The sequence below is a fragment of the Mesorhizobium sp. M2A.F.Ca.ET.046.03.2.1 genome, from assembly GCF_003952425.1.
GTDB lineage: Bacteria > Pseudomonadota > Alphaproteobacteria > Rhizobiales > Rhizobiaceae > Mesorhizobium.
Window position 1 is genome coordinate 2,026,439 of record NZ_CP034449.1, and the last position, 18,575, is coordinate 2,045,013.

Annotated in this window: 12 protein-coding genes and 2 pseudogenes; 13 read left to right on the top strand and 1 reads right to left on the bottom strand. The window is 59.1% G+C overall.

The window, feature by feature from the left end; genetic code table 11:
- The first annotated feature begins 68 nt into the window (after positions 1-68).
- From EJ072_RS09650 to terL, 12 genes and pseudogenes are all read left to right on the top strand, one after another.
- Complete coding sequence (locus EJ072_RS09650) at positions 69-1,046, top strand: NAD-dependent epimerase/dehydratase family protein (protein WP_189343270.1); 978 nt, start codon at positions 69-71, stop codon at positions 1,044-1,046.
- Complete coding sequence (locus EJ072_RS09655; protein ID WP_145970240.1) at positions 1,046-2,968, top strand: HAD-IIIA family hydrolase; 1,923 nt, start codon at positions 1,046-1,048, stop codon at positions 2,966-2,968. The genes EJ072_RS09650 and EJ072_RS09655 overlap by 1 nt, the downstream gene beginning before the upstream one ends.
- Positions 2,965-3,966 carry a GHMP kinase gene (locus EJ072_RS09660; protein WP_126079491.1) on the top strand — a complete coding sequence of 334 codons (1,002 nt, stop codon included), beginning with the start codon at positions 2,965-2,967 and terminating at the stop codon, positions 3,964-3,966. The genes EJ072_RS09655 and EJ072_RS09660 overlap by 4 nt, the downstream gene beginning before the upstream one ends.
- Positions 3,963-4,670 carry an SIS domain-containing protein gene (locus EJ072_RS09665; RefSeq protein WP_126079492.1) on the top strand — a complete coding sequence of 236 codons (708 nt, stop codon included), beginning with the start codon at positions 3,963-3,965 and terminating at the stop codon, positions 4,668-4,670. The genes EJ072_RS09660 and EJ072_RS09665 overlap by 4 nt, the downstream gene beginning before the upstream one ends.
- The gene (locus tag EJ072_RS09670; RefSeq protein WP_126079493.1) at positions 4,630-5,022 is read left to right on the top strand and encodes a hypothetical protein; all 393 of its coding nucleotides are present in this window, start codon (positions 4,630-4,632) and stop codon (positions 5,020-5,022) included. Before EJ072_RS09665 ends, EJ072_RS09670 begins: the two co-directional genes overlap by 41 nt.
- 1,020 nt (positions 5,023-6,042) lie before the next feature.
- Positions 6,043-7,686 carry a glycoside hydrolase family 16 protein gene (locus tag EJ072_RS09675; protein ID WP_189343271.1) on the top strand — a complete coding sequence of 548 codons (1,644 nt, stop codon included), beginning with the start codon at positions 6,043-6,045 and terminating at the stop codon, positions 7,684-7,686.
- 108 nt (positions 7,687-7,794) lie between these two features.
- Complete coding sequence (locus tag EJ072_RS09680) at positions 7,795-10,437, top strand: type I secretion system permease/ATPase (RefSeq protein WP_189343272.1); 2,643 nt, start codon at positions 7,795-7,797, stop codon at positions 10,435-10,437.
- Positions 10,424-11,848 (top strand): HlyD family type I secretion periplasmic adaptor subunit, encoded by a 1,425-nt coding sequence (locus tag EJ072_RS09685; protein WP_126079495.1) that lies wholly within the window; start codon positions 10,424-10,426, stop codon positions 11,846-11,848. Before EJ072_RS09680 ends, EJ072_RS09685 begins: the two co-directional genes overlap by 14 nt.
- A gap of 317 nt (positions 11,849-12,165) precedes the next feature.
- A pseudogene (locus EJ072_RS36695) lies at positions 12,166-12,426 on the top strand (phosphomannomutase/phosphoglucomutase); the annotation flags it as partial.
- A 58-nt stretch (positions 12,427-12,484) separates the two neighbouring features.
- Positions 12,485-14,782, top strand: a pseudogene (locus EJ072_RS09695) (AGE family epimerase/isomerase).
- 806 nt (positions 14,783-15,588) lie between these two features.
- Complete coding sequence (locus tag EJ072_RS09700; RefSeq protein ID WP_189343273.1) at positions 15,589-16,200, top strand: hypothetical protein; 612 nt, start codon at positions 15,589-15,591, stop codon at positions 16,198-16,200.
- Positions 16,201-16,219: 19 nt separating this feature from the next.
- Positions 16,220-17,068, top strand: a complete 849-nt coding sequence (terL, locus tag EJ072_RS09705) for a phage terminase large subunit (RefSeq protein WP_126079497.1) — start codon at positions 16,220-16,222, stop codon at positions 17,066-17,068.
- A 405-nt stretch (positions 17,069-17,473) separates the two neighbouring features.
- Here terL and EJ072_RS09710 read toward each other — a convergent pair whose 3' ends face one another.
- Positions 17,474-17,926 carry a YidB family protein gene (locus EJ072_RS09710; protein WP_126079498.1) on the bottom strand — a complete coding sequence of 151 codons (453 nt, stop codon included), beginning with the start codon at positions 17,924-17,926 and terminating at the stop codon, positions 17,474-17,476.
- Positions 17,927-18,201: 275 nt separating this feature from the next.
- Between EJ072_RS09710 and EJ072_RS09715 the strand changes: the two genes are divergently transcribed.
- Positions 18,202-18,405, top strand: coding sequence for a hypothetical protein (locus EJ072_RS09715; RefSeq protein WP_126079499.1), 204 nt, complete (start codon positions 18,202-18,204; stop codon positions 18,403-18,405).
- Positions 18,406-18,575: the final 170 nt, after the last annotated feature.

The window sequence follows — 18,575 nt, forward strand, 5'->3', positions numbered from 1 at the left end:
AAGTCATTGCAGAATCCGGAAGACTTTGGCGCGAAAGCTTGCGCACAAGAGGCTAAGGGGCAATCCGATTGGTTGAACCGCGCGCCATCTTCATATCGGGAGTGGCCGGCTTTGTAGGAAGCAGGCTTGCACGGATCTTTATTGATCGTGGATATTCGGTCTTTGGCTTTGACAACCTGTCGCGAGGTTCTCGGGAAAACCTGAACGAGCTTCTTACGCATGAGAGGTTCATTTTTGAGAAAGTGGATCTCTCAGACGCGGCTGCGGTGAGAAGCCGCTTTATGAACTGTCACAGTCGCATTCCGATTTCCGAAGTCTGGCACATGGCTGCCAATTCGGACATTCCTGCAGGAATCACCGATGCCTCTGTCGATCTGCGCGATACCTTTCTAACGACGTTCAACGTGTTGGACTCAATGAGGGAGGCGGGAGTTCCGTTCCTTGCTTTTGCATCCAGCTCAGCCGTGTACGGCGATTTGGGGGAGGCTCCGATCAGAGAGGATGTCGGGCCGCTGCTGCCGATTTCCAACTACGGCGCCATGAAGCTAGCATCGGAAGCGCTAATCAGCGCGGCCGTCGAGAACTGGTTGGGGCGGGCCTTGATCTTTCGCTTTCCGAACGTGATCGGCATTCCGGCAACACATGGCGTCATTCTGGATTTCGTCAGAAAGCTAAAGATCACACCAAACAAGCTGAACGTTTTGGGATCGGGCCGGCAACGGAAGGCCTATCTTCACGTCAATGATCTGATCGATGCGATCGTCTACCTGCGTGCAAACGCATCCGAACGGCTTGGCTGCTACAATATCGGCCCCGAGGACAAAGGGGTAACCGTCAGCTTCATAGCGGAAACCACTGTCGAGGCTGTCGCACCGGGCGCGGGGATCGAATACGGATTTGAAGATCGCGGTTGGACGGGGGATGTTCCCCGGTTTTCCTATGACGTAGCAAAGCTCCGTGCACTCGGTTGGCGGCCCCAGCTTGGATCGGCCGACGCTGTCCGAAAAGCCGTCGTGGAAATCGTACGGCAGGAAGGACACCCGTGATGCAGGCCGTTGTACTTGCCGGTGGTCTGGGGACACGGCTCAGGGGCCGGATCGGTGATCTGCCCAAGTCGCTGGCCAACATTGGTGGCAAGCCACTTCTCGAGCATCAAATCCTCCTAGCCAAGCAACACGGGATCGAGAGGATCTTGATCCTGGTGAACCACGCAGCCGAGCAAATCGTGGATTTTTGCAATCAGCGCGGGAATTGGGGGATTGAAGTTCGTTGCGTAGATGACGGTGCGCCTCGCGGGACTGCCGGGGCGGTTCTGTCCGTTCTGCATCTGCTCGACGAGGACTTCCTCACGATCTACGGCGACACGATGCTCGACGTCGATCTCACCCGCTTCAAGTGCTTCCATGAAAGACACGAGGCAGCAGCCGCGACTATTTTCACCCATCCGAATGATCACCCGCATGATTCCGATCTGATCGAGACGTCGGAAGATGGCGTGGTTACCGCGTTCCATCCATATCCACACGATCCCGGTTGCTTTTATCCCAACAAAGTCAGCGCAGCTCTTTACTACATTCGAAGACAAGCCTTGTTCCCGTGGCGCGCCGCGGCAACTCCGCTCGATTTTGGCAAGGATCTCTTTCCTGAAATGCTTCGGGCCGGCGCGGAGATCAGAAGCTATAGCAGCCCTGAGTACATTAAGGACGCGGGAACCCCGGCGAGACTTGACAAGGTCTGCGCCGACCTTGCCTCCGGCCGCATAGCCCGAGCTTCACTCGCTTCTCCGCAGAAAGCAGTATTTTTGGACAGGGACGGGTGCATCAATATCGACGATGGGCATATCGATCGTCCCGAACGCTTCAAACTGATCGAGGGGGCCGCGGCCGCGATCGCCTGTTTCAACCAGGCCGAATACCGGACAATCATCGTCACAAACCAACCCGTTGTGGCGAGAGGAGATTGCTCTGTACGAGACTTGCGGATGATCCATAACAAGATGGAGACCGAGCTTGGCCGCCAGGGGGCTTTTGTCGATGCCATCTATTACTGCCCGCACCATCCAGATCGCGGCTTTGCCGGTGAGGTGGAAGCGCTAAAGGTCCACTGTGAATGCCGCAAGCCCGCCACCGGGTTGGTCGACGAGGCGGTCGAGGCGTTCAATATCGATCGCAGACAATCCTGGGTCATCGGCGATTCCTCTACCGACGTCGCGCTCGCAAAACGGTCCGGCATCAGATCGATCCTGGTCGAGACGGGCGCGGGCGGGCTGGACAGCAAGTATCATGTCATGCCCGACTATACCGTCCCGGATTTGTTCGAGGCTGCCAAGTTCATTCTCACCGTTCATCCGACCTTGGTGGACACGGCATCCGATCTGATCGCGCATGTTAAGCCGGGTGACGTGTGTTTCGTGGCAGGGCTCTCCCGAAGCGGAAAGAGCGTCCTTTCCAGCGCTATCGCCGAGGTACTTCGCGGCCGCGGCTTTGATGCGCAAGTCGTTGCCCTTGATCGCTGGATACGGTCCGCCGCCGATCGCGAAGCAACGGTGATGGGTCGCTACGACATGAACGAGATTAGGAAGGTTGTAAGCCGCCTGGTGGGCGTTCGTTCTCGCGAGACGCTCGATCTGCCCTATTACGAAAAGCTGAGCCGCGTATCGCATCCAAGATCGGAAAAGGTAAGCATTTCTCCGGAAACCGTCCTGGTCGTGGAAGGAGCCGTCGCTCTTTCGCTGTCCGATGTGGTTTTGCCGGGTCGTGCACACACATTCTTCGTTGATATCGATGAGGAGCTGAGGAGGCACCGAGTGACGCGGGAATACTCGCGTCGAGGCGTGGATCGGGAGGCTGCAGCGCGTATCTATAGTTCCCGCCAGGAGGACGAGACACCAATCGTTTTGGCATCGCGGTCGAGCGCCAACCAGTGCGTCCGATTGCGGGCGATCGAGCTGATTGAGGCCGTCGGATGATCATCAGTCAGACGCCGCTTCGAGTGAGCTTCGTGGGAGGTGGCAGCGATCTGCCTGCCTTCTATCGGGAGGAAGGCGGCGCCGTCCTAAGCGTTGCTATCGACAAGTACGTCTACGTGAATGTGAACCGCAAGTTCGATAACGGCACTCGAATCGCTTATTCAAGAACGGAAGAAGTCGACAGCGTCGAGGATATCCAGCATCCGATTGTCAAGGCGACGATGGGATACCTTGGGATATGCGGGGGCATTGAGATAACGACTATTGCCGATATTCCATCCAAGGGCACCGGACTTGGATCATCGAGCGCTTTTACGGTTGGCCTTCTGCACGCGCTGAACGCGTTTCGGGGGCAATATGTCTCGAAGGCAAAGCTCGGCGCCGATAGTTGTTGCATCGAGATCGAACTTTGTGGCGCGCCCATTGGAAGGCAGGATCAATACGCCGCCGCCTTCGGCGGATTGAATCTCATCGAGTTTCACCGCGATGACAGCGTTTCGGTGTCACCGCTCATATGCCCGCGTGATTTCATCGCTTCGATCGAGAAGCAAGTTCTCATGTTCTACACCGGCATTACGCGCAGTGCTTCGGACATTCTCGTGCGACAGTCGGAGTGCATCGCAAGAGCTCCGGACAAGCGCAAAGCGCTCAGGCGGATGGTCGGGCTCACCTATCAGCTTCGTGATGAGCTGCATCGATGCAACCTCGACGCCTTCGGCGAAATCCTCCACGAGAACTGGCTCTTAAAAAAGAGCCTCTCTGAGGAAATCACGAACGATGCAATCGATCACTGGTACCAGACCGCGATGCGGGCGGGTGCCACGGGCGGCAAGCTGCTGGGAGCAGGTGCAGGAGGTTTTCTCATGTTCTTCGCACCTCTCGATCGCCACGACGCAATCAAAGCGGCCCTTAGGGACCTGAAGCACTTCCCTGTCAAGTTCGACTTCGCCGGGAGCCGCATCGTTCACTATCAACCGACATCGGAGTCCATCCAATGAAGCATTTTGGCGGCAGTACTCAATCAACCGACATCGGAGCCCGCCCAATAAAAAATCTTGGCGGCAGTGCTCAAGCCTATTTCAAGAAACTCGAGATCGTCCTGGCTTCATTGGACCACGAAAGCATCGATAATGCAGTGGCCTTGGTCGCGCAGGCACAGGAGGATGGCAAGCAGATAATCACGCTTGGAAATGGTGGCAGTTCGCTCACGGCGCTGCATTTCATCACGGACTGGAACAAGAGCATCTATCTTTCCACGAAGCGCCCGTTTCGTGGCCGGACGCTGATCGACAATGTGGGCCTTACGTTTGCATACGCGAACGATGTTTCTTTCCAGGATGTGTTCGTCGAGCAGCTAAAGAACATCCTGAACGAGGGCGACTTGGTCATCGCGATTTCGGGAAGCGGAAATTCGGAAAACGTTCTGCGTGCCGTTCGATACGCCAATGATCATGCCGCAGTTACGCTAGGGCTTTGCGGATATGGCGGAGGAACGCTCAGGCAGATCGCCCAACATGTGGTTTGGGTCAATGTGAATGACATGCAAATTGCGGAGGACATACATTCCATGTTCGGGCATGTCGTCATGCAGCGTCTTTGTCTTGCGGGTACACAAAAGTGGAGCGATCGGCGAGAGCGGCGCAGCGCTGCTGGCGGCTTCAATGCAAATCCAGCTGGCGCCGAGACGAGCTGGCAATCCTGATCGAGAACAAGCGATGCAGCATTATCGGCTCTACGTTCTGGACGACCGCGGCCAGTTCAAGGGCGGCATCAACCTTACCTGCATAGACGACGTTGCGGCGAAAGAGCAGGCCAGGCTGTTAGCAGATGGCCACGAAGTGGAGCTTTGGCGACTCGTTGCGCGGTTCAAATCTGACAATCCGCGGAGCCGTCCCGCGGCGACGAAGCGCATGCGCGCCGTGGCGCCACGCTCCAGCCATTTCAACAAGGTACCCAAGCATTCGCACTCTCCCCTTGGATGCGGTTGCGCGTCTTGGCGCTGCTCAGATCTTGATAATATGATCCCGATTCAGGCACTTTGGCATTGCGATTGAACGGCTGCGCGGCGCTGTAGAGACCGCGCTCGATCACGATACCAGCCAGCGGATGACGCGGGCATTGCGGCTGCGTGGCTAGCGACGTGACGCAGTGACATTTATAGAGACTGGAACGTGGTCAACGCCTTAACGGCTGAGCTCGGCCAAGCACATCGGCGCGCAAATGGTGGTCGAACATCCGGCCGGGTGCGACAACAGGCTCGAAGGCTCGTCAGCGATGCGCCATCGCAAGACATCCCACCCATCCCTTTCGACTACCTCAAATGCGAACGACCCGCGCGAGCCAACGGGCACCCAAAGCGACCGCAACATTTAAACCGACAGATACGATCGTGGCAGGCCATCTGGGAGGGTGCCCCGGCGCGGTCCGTTGATCACTTTCCATATTAGAACGTGTTAATAAGTTACATTAGGAATGTGTTAACAATCACCCGCCGAGCCTCATTCTCGCCGCAAATCGTAGTATGGTCGCCTGTGTCATATACATCGTCTTCGAATAATTTACGCAGGTACAAGACGGTGTCTGAGCAAGTTTAAATGCGGAAATGCCTGTGTTTACTTAGGGGTGCGGGCGGAATGAGAACAAAAAAGACGCAATGAACTAAGGGACTACTGTGCTTATACTTAATAGCAAGCTCGGCGGCGCGCCCGCCGGGAGACATGCGGTCGACTTCAATTCGGCTGCGGCTCAAATCGTTGAAAGCCTTGTGCGCGTTGGCAGCGACACCGTACACGGGTTCAGGGGCGAGAACCTGACAAGCATTCCCGTCGACAAGACTCGTCTTCGATGGTGAAATCAACGTTGAGCCCGCTCGACATCAGTGTCTGGGGCGAAGACACCCAAATCTCCGCTACTTTGTAATCAGTCGCGTTGCCTATGCGAGTTTGAAATCAGTTCTCGTAGCCCAGCTACGAGTTTGAAATCAGTTCGCGTTGCCTAGCTGCGCGTGCGACGTCTCACGCACTTTGGCGATGCGCGGCAGTGAATTTTTTTCAACGCCCAAGAAGGATCACGGAATGACTCTTTCCGCACCAACAGGCTTTGCCTCGAGCGACCTCGTCTATGAGGAAAACTTCTCCGGCACGGCGCTCGACAGCGATTGGCATACCTATATCACCAGCAATGCCGCCAACGGCTGGGCCTGGAATAGCAATGGGTCGGGAGGAAGCACGCCGGGCGGCCCATATAATGCCGACTATGATATGCCGAGCCAGGTGTCGGTGAGCAACGGGACCTTGGATCTCACGGCGATCAAACAGCCCATCAGCGGCATAAATCAGGGTGGGGTGGCACAGACATTCCCGATCACGTCCGGCGCCGTCAGCAGCTACGGCAACTTCGAATTCAACGGCGGCTACCTTCAGATCAGCATGAAGGCGCCGAGCGGCGGAGGCGCATGGCCAGGCCTCTGGCTGATGCCCGGCGACGGCGCGGGCAGCAGCGGCGACAATTTCGAGCTCGATATACAGGAGGGTGGATTTACCGGTTCTGGGCCGGCGGACAACAATTTCTCCTGGCACCTCCACGGACCGTCAGGGTGGGTCGGCGACACCATCGACAGCGGCATCAACCTCACGGGCGGCTTCCACACCTACGGCATCAACTGGGTGCCTGGTGAATCGATCACCTGGTATCTGGACGGGCAACAAATGGCGCAAGTGACCAGCGCACAGGTCGCGATCCCGGATGAACCGATGCAATTGATGATGAACATGGGGGTCGCGAATTCGAACGCGAGCGGATGGCATACGGCTCTGGATGGTTCGACCCCATCGTCGATGCAAATGCAGATCGACGGGGTTCAGCTTTATCAGAAGGCGGGCAGCGGCGACACCGTCACGGGTGCCAACGTCGCTCCCTCGACGACGTCATCGATCCAGACCCCTACGACAGCACCAACCACCCCAACGACCTCGACGACTCCAACCACCCCAACGAGACCAACCACCCCGTCAGTGATCGCGCCGGTCCTCACCATCGCCGACCCAACGCTCGACGTGAACGGGCTGGGCGGTACGGTCGACCTCGGGGTCAAGGTGACAACGACCGACCCCAACGATCTCGTGACCGTGATGGTGACGGGCTTGCCTAAGTACGAGACGATCACCGACAAACTCGACGGCAAGACGTTCAGTGGCAAGAGTATCACCTTGACGGCCGCGCAGGTCGACAGCGGATTGACGCTGCAATCGAACTACAGGGGCGCGGCTCATCCGGTTGCGACACTCACGCTGACGGCAACGGCGAAGGATCCGGCCACAGGCGCCGTCTCGACAGCCTCGCCGCAGACCATCGCCGTAACGGATCCTCGGCCTGCCGCCACCACGACTTCGCCGCGGGTGATCGCCCAGACGGATCATGAGCATGCTCCCGCTAGGTCGCTAGCGTCCTTGTCAACCCGGCGCTTTGCTTGGCTGAACGAGCACAGGGACTTGGTCGCCGGCACCGCTAAGACCTTGGCGTCGCAAAACATTACTATGGCGGATCATCCGCTTGCGTCCGGCACGAGTAGAGCGTCCCTCGCAAGCCAGAGTTTTGCGCTGCTGAACCAGTACCTGGCCGGCAACTCTGGCCACGTCGATCACGGTCAGATCGTGGCGTCCTTGTCGAATGGAACCAACTGGAATCACGACTCGTACCTGACCAGACCGCAACATTGATCGCCTCCGCACCCAGGGGCTCCAGCGCCTGGGTGCGGCACCGTCAAGTTTGTGAATCTGAGAAGGAACATCGAACGCGGACGCGTATCCGCGAAGGGTTAAGCCAGAATGGCGATGCAGAACGAGAATGCCCACGCCGCAGACTTTGGACTTCGAGCCCTGGCTCTGTTCCTTCGCTTTCATGGCGTGAACGTTAAGCCCGACCAGATCCGCGATCGCTGTGGCGGCGGCGGTGCAATCGGCATCCGCGCGATGCTTCGTTGCGCCCGCGAGTTCGGGCTCAAGGTCGGTTCGCGCAAGACACAGTGGAAACAACTTGCGGATATCCGGTTGCCCGGCATCGCTTCACTGCATGATGGTGGATTTCTGCTTCTCGGAAAGGTCAGCGACAAAGGCGCGGTTGTGCTGCATCCACCCTCTTCAAATGCGAAGCTGATCACGCGAGCGGAATTCGAAGCAATGTGGGACGGCCGTTTGATCTTGGCTGGATCACAGAACGTCGCGCAGCGGGCGCTCCATGCCCTTATTGGCCGTGGGCGTGATCTGGTACGGCGCGCCAGCAGTACCTTGATGCGTGTTCGTTTCGCCGATCGACGCGATGAGGCCGCCCAGACGGCGGGCACTGCGTCTGAGTGCGGCGATGACCCAAGGCTCGTCGCCTTGGCGATATTGCTGCGTTGCCATGGCATCGCGGCCGAGCCGGACCAAATTCGGCATCGCATGGGCGCGGCGCGAGTGGGCGTTACCGAAGTGCTGCGCTGTGCAAAAGATTTCGGACTCAAGGCTCGGGCACAGAGGACGAGCTGGAATCGGCTTGCGGTTACTCCGCTGCCGGGAATCGCCGTGCTTCGGGACGGTGGATTCCTGATCCTCGGCAAAGTCGTCGACGACAAGCTCCTCGTTCAGCGCCCATCGTCGCCGCAACCCATTACAATGAGCCAGGCCGAACTTGAGTCCATCTGGGACGGCGATATCATCCTGATGACCCGGCGCGCTGCCCTTACGGACCTGTCCCGGCGGTTTGACATCGGCTGGTTTCTCGGCGCGGTCCACAAATACCGCCATCTTCTCGGCGAAGTGCTGATCGCGTCATTCTTCCTTCAGGTCTTTGCCCTCATCTCGCCCCTGTTCTTCCAGGTGGTCATCGACAAGGTGCTCGTGCATCGAAGCATGAGCACGCTCGACGTCCTGGTCGCGGGCCTTATCGCGCTGACCGTTTTCGAAACTGTTCTCGGCACGCTGCGCGTCTATCTGTTCGCGCACACGACGAACCGCATCGACGTCGAGCTCGGCGCCCGGCTGTTTCGTCACCTGATGGCGTTGCCGATCGCATATTTCCAGACACGCCGCGTCGGGGATTCAGTCGCACGCGTCCGCGAGCTCGAGAATATCCGGCAGTTCCTGACGAGCTCGGCGCTCACGCTTGTCATTGATCTCGTCTTCACCGTCGTTTTCCTTGCGGTGATGTTCTATTACACAACTCCGTTGACTCTGATCGTCCTGTCGTCGTTCCCATTCTACATCGGCATTTCTGCGGGAGCTGCGCCGCTGTTTCGCCGGCGCCTCGATGAGAAGTTCGATCGCGGCTCGGAGAATCAAGCTTTTCTGGTCGAGACCGTGACGGGCGTCGAGACGCTGAAGGCCATGGCGGTCGAGCCGCAGATGCAGCGCCGCTGGGAGGAGCAGCTCGCCGCCTATGTGACCGCAAGCTTCCGCGTGCTCAGCCTGAACAATACTGCGAGCCAGGCGGTGCAGATGATCAACAAGCTGGTCGTCGCCGCAACCCTTTACTTCGGCGCCAAGCTCGTGATCGGCGGCGACCTGACCGTCGGCGAGCTCGTCGCATTCAATATGCTGGCCGGGCGCGTGAGCATGCCGGTGCTGCGGCTCGCGCAGATCTGGCAGGATTTCCATCAGGCCCGCCTGTCGATCGATCGCCTTGGCGATATCCTCAACACCATTCCCGAGCCAAGCTTCAATCCTGGCCGCGCCGCATTGCCGGCAATCCGCGGGCAGGTGACATTCGAGCATGCGACTTTCCGCTACCGGGTCGACGGCCCCGAGGTGCTGCACGATGTCTCGTTCAGCGTCGAGCCCGGTCAGGTTATCGGCATCGTGGGCTCCTCGGGGTCAGGCAAGAGCACCGTCGCCAAGCTGATACAGCGGCTCTATGTGCCGGAGAGCGGACGCGTGCTGGTCGATGGCGTCGATCTGGCGATGGTCGACCTAACCTGGCTTCGACGCCAGATAGGTGTCGTCTTGCAAGAGAACGTGCTCTTCAACCGATCCATTCGCGAGAACATCGCGCTCGCTGATCCGGCTATGCCGATGGACCGCGTCATTGCAGCGGCATCGCTGGCCGGCGCTCACGACTTCATCCTCGAGCTGCCGGAGGGATATGACACCATCGTGGGCGAACGCGGCAGCAGTCTTTCCGGCGGGCAGCGCCAGCGTGTCGCAATCGCTCGGGCACTCATTGCCGATCCGCGCATCCTTATCCTCGATGAGGCGACCAGCGCCCTGGACTACGAAAGCGAGCGCGCCATTCAGCAGAACATGAAACGAATCTCTGCAGGCCGAACCGTCTTCGTCATCGCTCATCGGCTCTCGACCGTGCGCCACGCGAACCGGATCATCACGATAGAGCATGGCCGTATCGTCGAGGATGGTACCCATGATGACCTGATCCGCTCGAACGGGCGTTACGCAAACCTCCACTATCTGCAGGCTGGCATCCATGAAGTCCGCTAGCCGAAACATCGTCCCATTTCCGAGAGCCCAAGTTCGCCGCCACGAGCACGAAGTAGCGTTCCTGCCGGCAGCGCTCGAAATCACCGAAACGCCACCGTCGCCGATCGGTCGCGCGATCGCGGCGAGTATCGTCGCAGTCTTCTGCGTCACGCTGATTTGGGCGTCGTTAGGCAGCATCGATATCGTCGCAACGGCGACGGGCAAGATCGTGCCAGACGGGCGCACCAAGCTGATTCAGCCGTTCGAGACGGGCATTGTCCGCGCCATCAATATACGCGATGGACAGAACGTGAAGGCCGGTGACGTGCTGATCGAGCTCGACCCGACCATGACGGAAGCCGACCAGCAGCGCCAGAGAAGTGATCTCCTTTCGGCCGAACTCGACGTCGCCCGGCTGCGCGCCGCGCTCGCCGAGGATCCACTTGCGGCCTTCCGGCCGCCGCAGGGCGCGAGCGCAGTGGACATCGAGATGCATCGTCAGTTTCTGATCAGTCAGGTCGCCGAACAGAACGCCAAGCTCGCGGAGATCGAGCGCCAGCAGAATCAGAGAGAAGCGGAACGATCAACGACCTTGGCAAGCGTCGCGAAGCTCCAGGCTACAACACCGGTGCTGCAGGAGCGAGTCGATATTCGCAAAAAGCTCGTCGACAACGCGCTTGCTTCGAAGGTCGACTATCTCTCCGAGTATCAGGAGTTGGTCGGCCTTCAGCAGGATCTCAACCTGCAGCAGAGCCGGCTGCGCGAAGCCGATGCAGCCATCGCGGTGCTAAGGGAAACGAGAGAAAAGACCGTCGCGGAGTATCGGCGCGCGACCTATGACGCACTCGCGAAAGCCGACCAAAGGGTTGAGAGTGCCGAGCAGGAGGAGACCAAGGCAGAGCAGCGCACGAAGTTCCAACGATTGACCGCGCCGGTCGACGGCGTCGTACAACAACTCGCCGTTCACACGATAGGAGGCGTGGTCACGCCTGCTCAGCCGCTGGCCGTGGTGGTTCCGAGCGAGAGCCATCTCGAAATCGAGGCCATGCTCTCCAACCGAGATATCGGATTCGTCCACCCGGGACAGAAGACAGAAATCAAGGTCGACACATTCAACTTCACCCGCTACGGGCTTCTTCATGGAGAAGTGCTCAGCGTGTCACCGGACGCCATACCTCGCGAGAGGCAGAGCGGTTCGAACGACCGCGCATCGGGCGCAGAGCAGAGCGACAGTGAGCCGAGGGGTCAGGAACTGGAATATGCCGCGCGCGTTTCGCTTGACCGTGCGTACATGCAGGTGGACGACAAGCTCGTCAAGCTCAGTCCGGGCATGGCGGTGACGATCGAGATCAAGACTGGCGCGCGCAGTATCATTGGCTACTTTCTCTCGCCGCTGGCGAAATACAAACACGAAGCGCTGCGAGACCGTTAAGAAAGCGCACGAGACATCCTTGCGGCCGTCGCAGGGGTGCTTCAATAGGATGGGGGCAAACCGGGGCATTCGGACTACCCCAATTCATGAAGAGAGCTTAGGCTACACAGCGTGCTAGGATCGTTCCGTGCGCAATTGCGGATGGAAACGTGACGCTCAACCTAGTCGGTCAAGCCAAGTCGAACATATTCGCCTTCGAAACCAGCGCTCTCGTCAAAGCCACTGGCTTCCGGGAATGCGACACGTGTTGGTGGTTGGGGCATCCAGGCTCCGAGAAAGAGCCCGAGTTCAATTTGATGGTGGTACAGGCGCTCGGCATGGGGCTCGGCTTCGATGACGACGGCGACCGCGATTGCGACGTCGATGGAGGCCGCGAGATTTTCGCAGACAAGTTTGGCGTCATGCTGGCGCGGAACATCTCCGCGCTGGATCCGAAATCTACGTTCGTCATGGACGTGACGCCGACGGGGCTTTTCATGACGGACCCGGCTCTCGCGCAAAATAATTCCATGAGCGACTACTGGAGGACCGGGCACTCCTGCATCAAAAGGCGTGCTGCCGAGCTCCATGCCATGGCCCTGCGCCGCAATCCAGAAGTCGGCGCCTACAGCCAAACATTCTGAGAGGAACTGGACCATGCCGGGCCGGATCGTATGTTTTGTCATGAGCGGGGGCGTTGGTTCACGGCTATGGCCGCTCTCGCGCGAAGACAATCCCAAGCAATTCCACGACATTTCCGGCGACGGATCCATGCTTGCGAAGACCGTTCGGCCTCAAGGCCCGGTCCGAAGGTGAGACCCCAATCTACCTGATAGCGTCCGAGCGACATGCCGATCGCGTCATCTCCGACATCAGTCCACTCGGATAGGACGGCGGCAGACCGATTTTCGAGCCAGTTGGCCGCAACACCGCCGCGGCAGTCGCCATAGCAACCCTGCAGACGATCTTCGAGCATGGCTCCGACGCGCTTGTGCTCGTGGTCCCCTCCGATCATGAGATATCAACCGAGGCGCAATTCTGGGAAACCGTCGAGATGGGCCGGCCTGTGGCCGAGTCAGGACGCCTTGTCATATTCGGCATCAAGCCGACACATCCGGAAACCGGGTACGGCTACATCGAGGTTGCGGCAAATGCTGACGGCGTGGCCGCCGTTGCGCGCTTTGTCGAGAAGCCCGATGCCGAGACAGCTCGCCAATATGCGTCTTCGGGGAGGTTCTATTGGAACGCCGGCCTGTTCCTGTTTCGAGCGGACACGATGCGCAGGCATTTCTTGAGTTCCGGCCAGATATCTGGGACAGCGCCGAACGGGCCTATAAGACCGCACGGGACGACGTTTCAGGCATCTACCTACCACGGAGCTTCTACTCAGCTGTCCCGTCGAGTTCGATCGACTACGCCGTCATGGAGCGTGCCCACGACATCGCGATGGTTACGGCCTCCTTCCGCTGGAATGATCTTGGATCGTGGCAATCGCTGCTCGAAGCCAGCCCTGTCGACAGCGACGGCAACGTTGTGATGGGAGATGTCGTCGCGATGGACTGCAGCAGGTCCTACCTTCGAAGCCAGGGCAGGCTGCTGACCGTCGTCGGAATGAAGGATGTGGCGGTGGTGGCAACACCGGACGCGGTATTTGTTGCCCCCGTCAGCCACAGCCAGAACGTCAAGAAGGTTGTCGAGCAGTTGGAGAAGAGCGGACGACTCGAAACCAAGTTCACGGCGTCGGAAGACCGGGTCATCGTCAGTGGGTCATGGCGCAAGCGCGTCGAGCACTGGCTTTTCGACGAAACACTGCCGGTATGGTCCACTGCAGGGGTCGACGATGTGTATGGCGGATTTCATGAGTCGCTCGGTTTTGATGCGAGGCCGCTACGCAAGCCCAAACGCATGCGGACAATGGCACGTCAGATCTACGCTTTCGCGGTGGCCAAGGAACGCGGTTGGCCTGGGCCCGCCGACAAACTTCTCAACCACGGGATCGACTTCATCGCGAAATGCGGTCGTACCGACCGTGGCGGCTGGGTACGCACCCTAAAATGCGACGGCGGCGTGGCTGATCCGGCGGAGGATGCCTACGACCAAGCCTGTGTGCTGCTGGCGCTTGCCCATGCTCATCGATGCGGCCACCAGGATGCCCTACGGCTTGCACAAGAGACATTTCATTTCATCGACACGCATCTCGAGGATGCCAGCCTGAACGGCTTCCTCGAGAGCCCCGTCTGGAGCGGGGTGCGGCTCTCGAACCCTCACATGCACATGCTGGAATCCTTCCTTGCCTGGCATGGCGTCACGGGCGACCGCGCATACCTGCGTCGCGCGGCACGCGTCATCGATCTCTTTCGATGCCATTTCTTCGACCAGGAGAGCTGGACACTTGGAGAACGCTTCGACGTCGATTGGCTGCCGTTGCCGGGAGACGAGGGACAGTGGACCGAACCAGGCCACCATTTCGAATGGGCCTTCCTCCTCGTCGATTTCGCGCGGGCGAGCGGCCAGAAGGACTTAGTTGCGTTTGCGAGAAAGCTCTATTCGTCGGCGGTTGCCAGCGGTTTGAACCGGGCCACGGGTCTGGCCTATGCAGCCGTCTCGCGCCACGGACTGCCCCTCGACCGTCTTTCGCGAAGCTGGCCGCAGTGCGAGGCGATCAAGGCGGCAGTTGCGCTTGATGGTATTGGCGGGCCTGACTTGAAACCCGAGATCGAAGCGCGCGTTGCCCGGCTCTTCAGATGGCATATCGATCCCGCACCACTTGGCTTATGGATCGACAGGATTGATGAGCGCGGAAGGTCAGTAGCGACGGAGGTCCCCGCGAGCATCTTCTACCATCTGGTCACAGCTTTGATGCAGTACCTGGACAAGACCGGGGGACAGGTCGAGGCTTTCCCGCTGCCAGTTTCGGAAACCGGTAAGTCCTCTCTTAGGCAGGTCTACGCCTGACTTGACGGTCCCTCGTCAGGCGGAATGCAGTGCAAGCTCGCTGGGCTGCCGAAGGGCTTCACGCTGCTCGGACTGAAAAGGTCGTTTGGCGCCTATCTTCGTCGAAGTCGAGCCTTCGACCAGCGGCTCATGTATGTATTAGACAGATTGGCAGGCGTAGGCTTCTGCCTCCAGCGCTCAAGCTTTTCGTGCCTGGTCGCCCCTGCTGAGATCCTTCGGGCGCTCATTTTCCGGCGTCACCCCGACGCCATGCGTTGTAAACATTAGCAAATGCTGATACATGGGTGACGGAGCCGGCTGGCTCACAACGGCAGGCTCAAGGCCCGGCAGTCATACCCGCACACCCAAACGGCAAGATTGTCGGGCCGCTTACGGACAAGTCATCCAACGCTTGCGCTGCTCCGGCGTCATAGCGCGGTTTGTAAGCTGAAGATTCCGATCGTCACAGCCGGTCGGTCTGACATTCGCTGCAAAGGATGATCTTGAGCAAGTCCCATGAAGGCATGGCTGGTCTGGCCCGAACCGGCGCACTGGCTCGCCTGCGCGTTGGGTCAGACAGGAATGACGCTCCGATGCTGCAGCGAATTTCATCGCCGACCATTGGTACCCTCCTCTCCGCCCCTATCGAACTCGCCGGCGACTGGGGCCGCATGATCCCTCGTTCCGCCGATTAGATCCTTGAGCGCATGCGCCATGCATGTCTTGACGGTGTCCGCCTCGTCTCCGATCGTCAACCGACAAAGCTCCGCGTCGAGGAGCATACCGCCGGTCCGCCCTCCATATGGCTACATCCTGATGGGAACAGCATGGCATGGATCATCGTCGACATCGGCGAGCGGGACTGGTCGAAGCTTGCCTACCAGTTCGGCCATGAACTCAGCCATGTGACAGCCAACAACTGGCAGGCGGACGCCAAGCCGGCACCTCCTTGCCAGTGGCTCAAGGAGGCGATGGTGGAGGCCTTCTCGCCGCGTGGTCTGGGACTTTTTGCAAAAAGCTGGAAGACGGACCTGCCCTTTGCCGGCGACAACGCTTTCGGCGACGCCATTGCCGGATATCGCGAGGATATCATCATACGCTATAGCAGGCTCGCCGACAGCCAGGGGCTCGCCCGCGATTCTGCAGCATGGTTCTCCGACAACCGCAGCGCCGTTCGCCCAAGCCAGTCCCTGACCATTCTTGCCCAGTACCATCAGGCTCCGGACAGTGTCGAGGCGCTTGGCGCATTCAACTGCTGGCCAGAGCGCACAGCTGTTCCAGCCAGCCAATATCTCCAACGCTGGAAAGCGAGCTGTGCCGAGTTGCGCGCCTCGACGCAACGGCGGTCAGCTGACTGGCCGCGGCGGCGACATCATCATCGACGATCCCCTGAAGGCGGAGGATGCACATTCCGAAACGGCGCGCAACAAGTGCGCTGAATGGGTCCGAACGACTTTGATGTCGCGCTTCGACAACCCGGCCACCGGCGCCGTTATCCTTGTCATGCAGCGTCTCCATGTCGACGATCTGGCGGGTGTCCTTTTGGAGGCGGGCGGCTGGGATCACCTCAATCTCTCCGCAATTGCCGACGAGGACGCCCGAATTCCAATGAGCGCAAGTCGCTGGCAGGAGCGCAAGATCGGTGACCTGCTCCATCCCGCTCGGCTCGGAATGCCTGAGCTTGACAGGCTTAAGCGCGATCTCGGGTCGCTCACCTTTTCCGCCCAATACCAGCAGTCCCCTGCCCCGGCGGATGGCAACCTCGTCAAACGCGCTTGGTTTCGCTACTACGACCTGGCTCAGTTCGATCGTCGTTCAATGACGATCGTGCAGAGCTGGGATACCGCTCTGAAGGGCGACCCGAGTTGCGACTATTCGGTCGGCTCGACCTGGGCGAAAGACGATACCAAGTACTACCTCCTTGACCTCGTCCGTATTCGAGCGTCTTACCCCGACCTCGTCAAGGTCGTCCGCCAATCCATCGATGAGCACAACCCGGACATCGTCCTGATCGAAGATGCAGGCTCAGGTTCGAGCCTGATCGCGGATCTGGATAGCCAAGCCATCGCCACCACCCCGGTAAAAGCTCGGATCGACAAAGAGGCCCGTTTGATCCGCGCAGCAGCGATGATTGAAAATGGCAGCGTCTACCTGCCGAAAGACGCGCACTGGAAGGACAACTTTATCCTTGAGGTGCTTGCCTTTCCGAACGGCAGGCACGACGACCAGGTCGACTCCATGTCCCAGGCCTTGATCTGGATGAAAGACGACAAGCCGACGGGTGGGTTCTACATCGGGAAGTGCTAGCCGGCCCGTCGAGCGATCGATGTCTGCAAAGGGGCCGAAAGCGGATGGTCAGCTTATGGCGTCGCCCGTCGAATGCGGACAAAAGTGGCCCTTTTTGTAATGAAAAGCCCACCACCGGAGCACAGTGGTGGGCCTGACATGGCACTAGGAATGGAGAGCCGATCTGAGGGACGTTGGATCGGCCGCCCGACACCGAACTACGAGATGCGCCTCGTGTTCCAGCCTAATCGCCCTCGGGCTGCTACGGTGCTGTCGATTTCCTTCTCGACACGTTGTTCTGGTTTGAATACCGGGCGACCCTAGTACATGGCAATCGCCCTTCTGGTGAGCACTGCTTGGCGCCTGGCGGACGGCTGTGCGCTGAGGCGGAGGCAGTTCGGACGACACAGCTCGACTAATGGCCGGCTAGGCCCCGGTACGTGGCGGCACCCGATCAAGAAGAGTAATGTCCTCCGAGCCTGCAGCGGGCATTTCGCCATTCGGAGTCAACTTGTTGATCGCCTCAGGCAAATCACGCGTTATCCTGGCGATCAGTTCATCCCGGGACAAGCCCGTCTGCATTGAAAGCGAAGTCAGCGTTTCATCGTCGATCGCCGTCTCGACCTCTTTCGGCTCGATGGGTTGGTTCGGGCCGGGGCTGACCCAGGAATCCACCTTAGACCCGGCTCCCGCATTCCTGAATCGCTCGACGATATCGCCTAGCGCTGTCCCGGAAACGCCTTTGGATAGTTGGTCCAGTATGCCGCCCTGCGGATTGTTCGGATCGCGACTCCCGCGCAGCAATTCCCCGATCTTGTCGCGATTTTGGTAGGCGAGCACGCCTAATATGGCCACAGCCAATCTGCCCAGATTTGCCATTGATCATCCTCCCAGCAATCACAGGGAAGCAGTTGTGGGCGGAAAGGTTCCGTAGCGGACGAAAAGTAGCCGGCAGCGTGTTGGAGCAAGATCGGCGGCATATCAGCTTCATTAGACAGAAGGCTACGCAGCCAATTGCCTATGATTGAGCCGCTGCCCCGGATATATCGTTCTACACAATCCTCAATTGGTGGACTCCCGCGATATATCGGCAGCTAGTGTGTTCCGCCGTCAGGCCAGAAGGAGGGCATGCCTGCGGAATCCGGGAGGAAACGATGACTGCAAAAAAAGAAGACTACCGCACGAACAGAGCTGACTATCTGCTTGCCGCGAAGAAAGGTCGAGCGACCGCTGATGATGATCGCAATGAGTCACTCGCAAGGGAGATGTGCCAAAAAGACTGGCGCTTAGCCGCGTTGGCCGCAAATCCCTGTAACAGCTTGCCGGAACCGAGGAAGCCAAGCCGCCCGCTTCTGTAAGAGCGGAAACTCGCCTATTTGGGTAAGGCGCCCAGCCCTTCCGCCGCTCCGGCGTCAGAGCATGGTTGTGAACTGCAAGTTCCGATCATCGCGGCCAGCGGCGCGGCATTCGTTGCAATAGTTGATCTTGAGCAGATCCCAATGAAGGCAGGGCTGGCCCGGCCCGAACC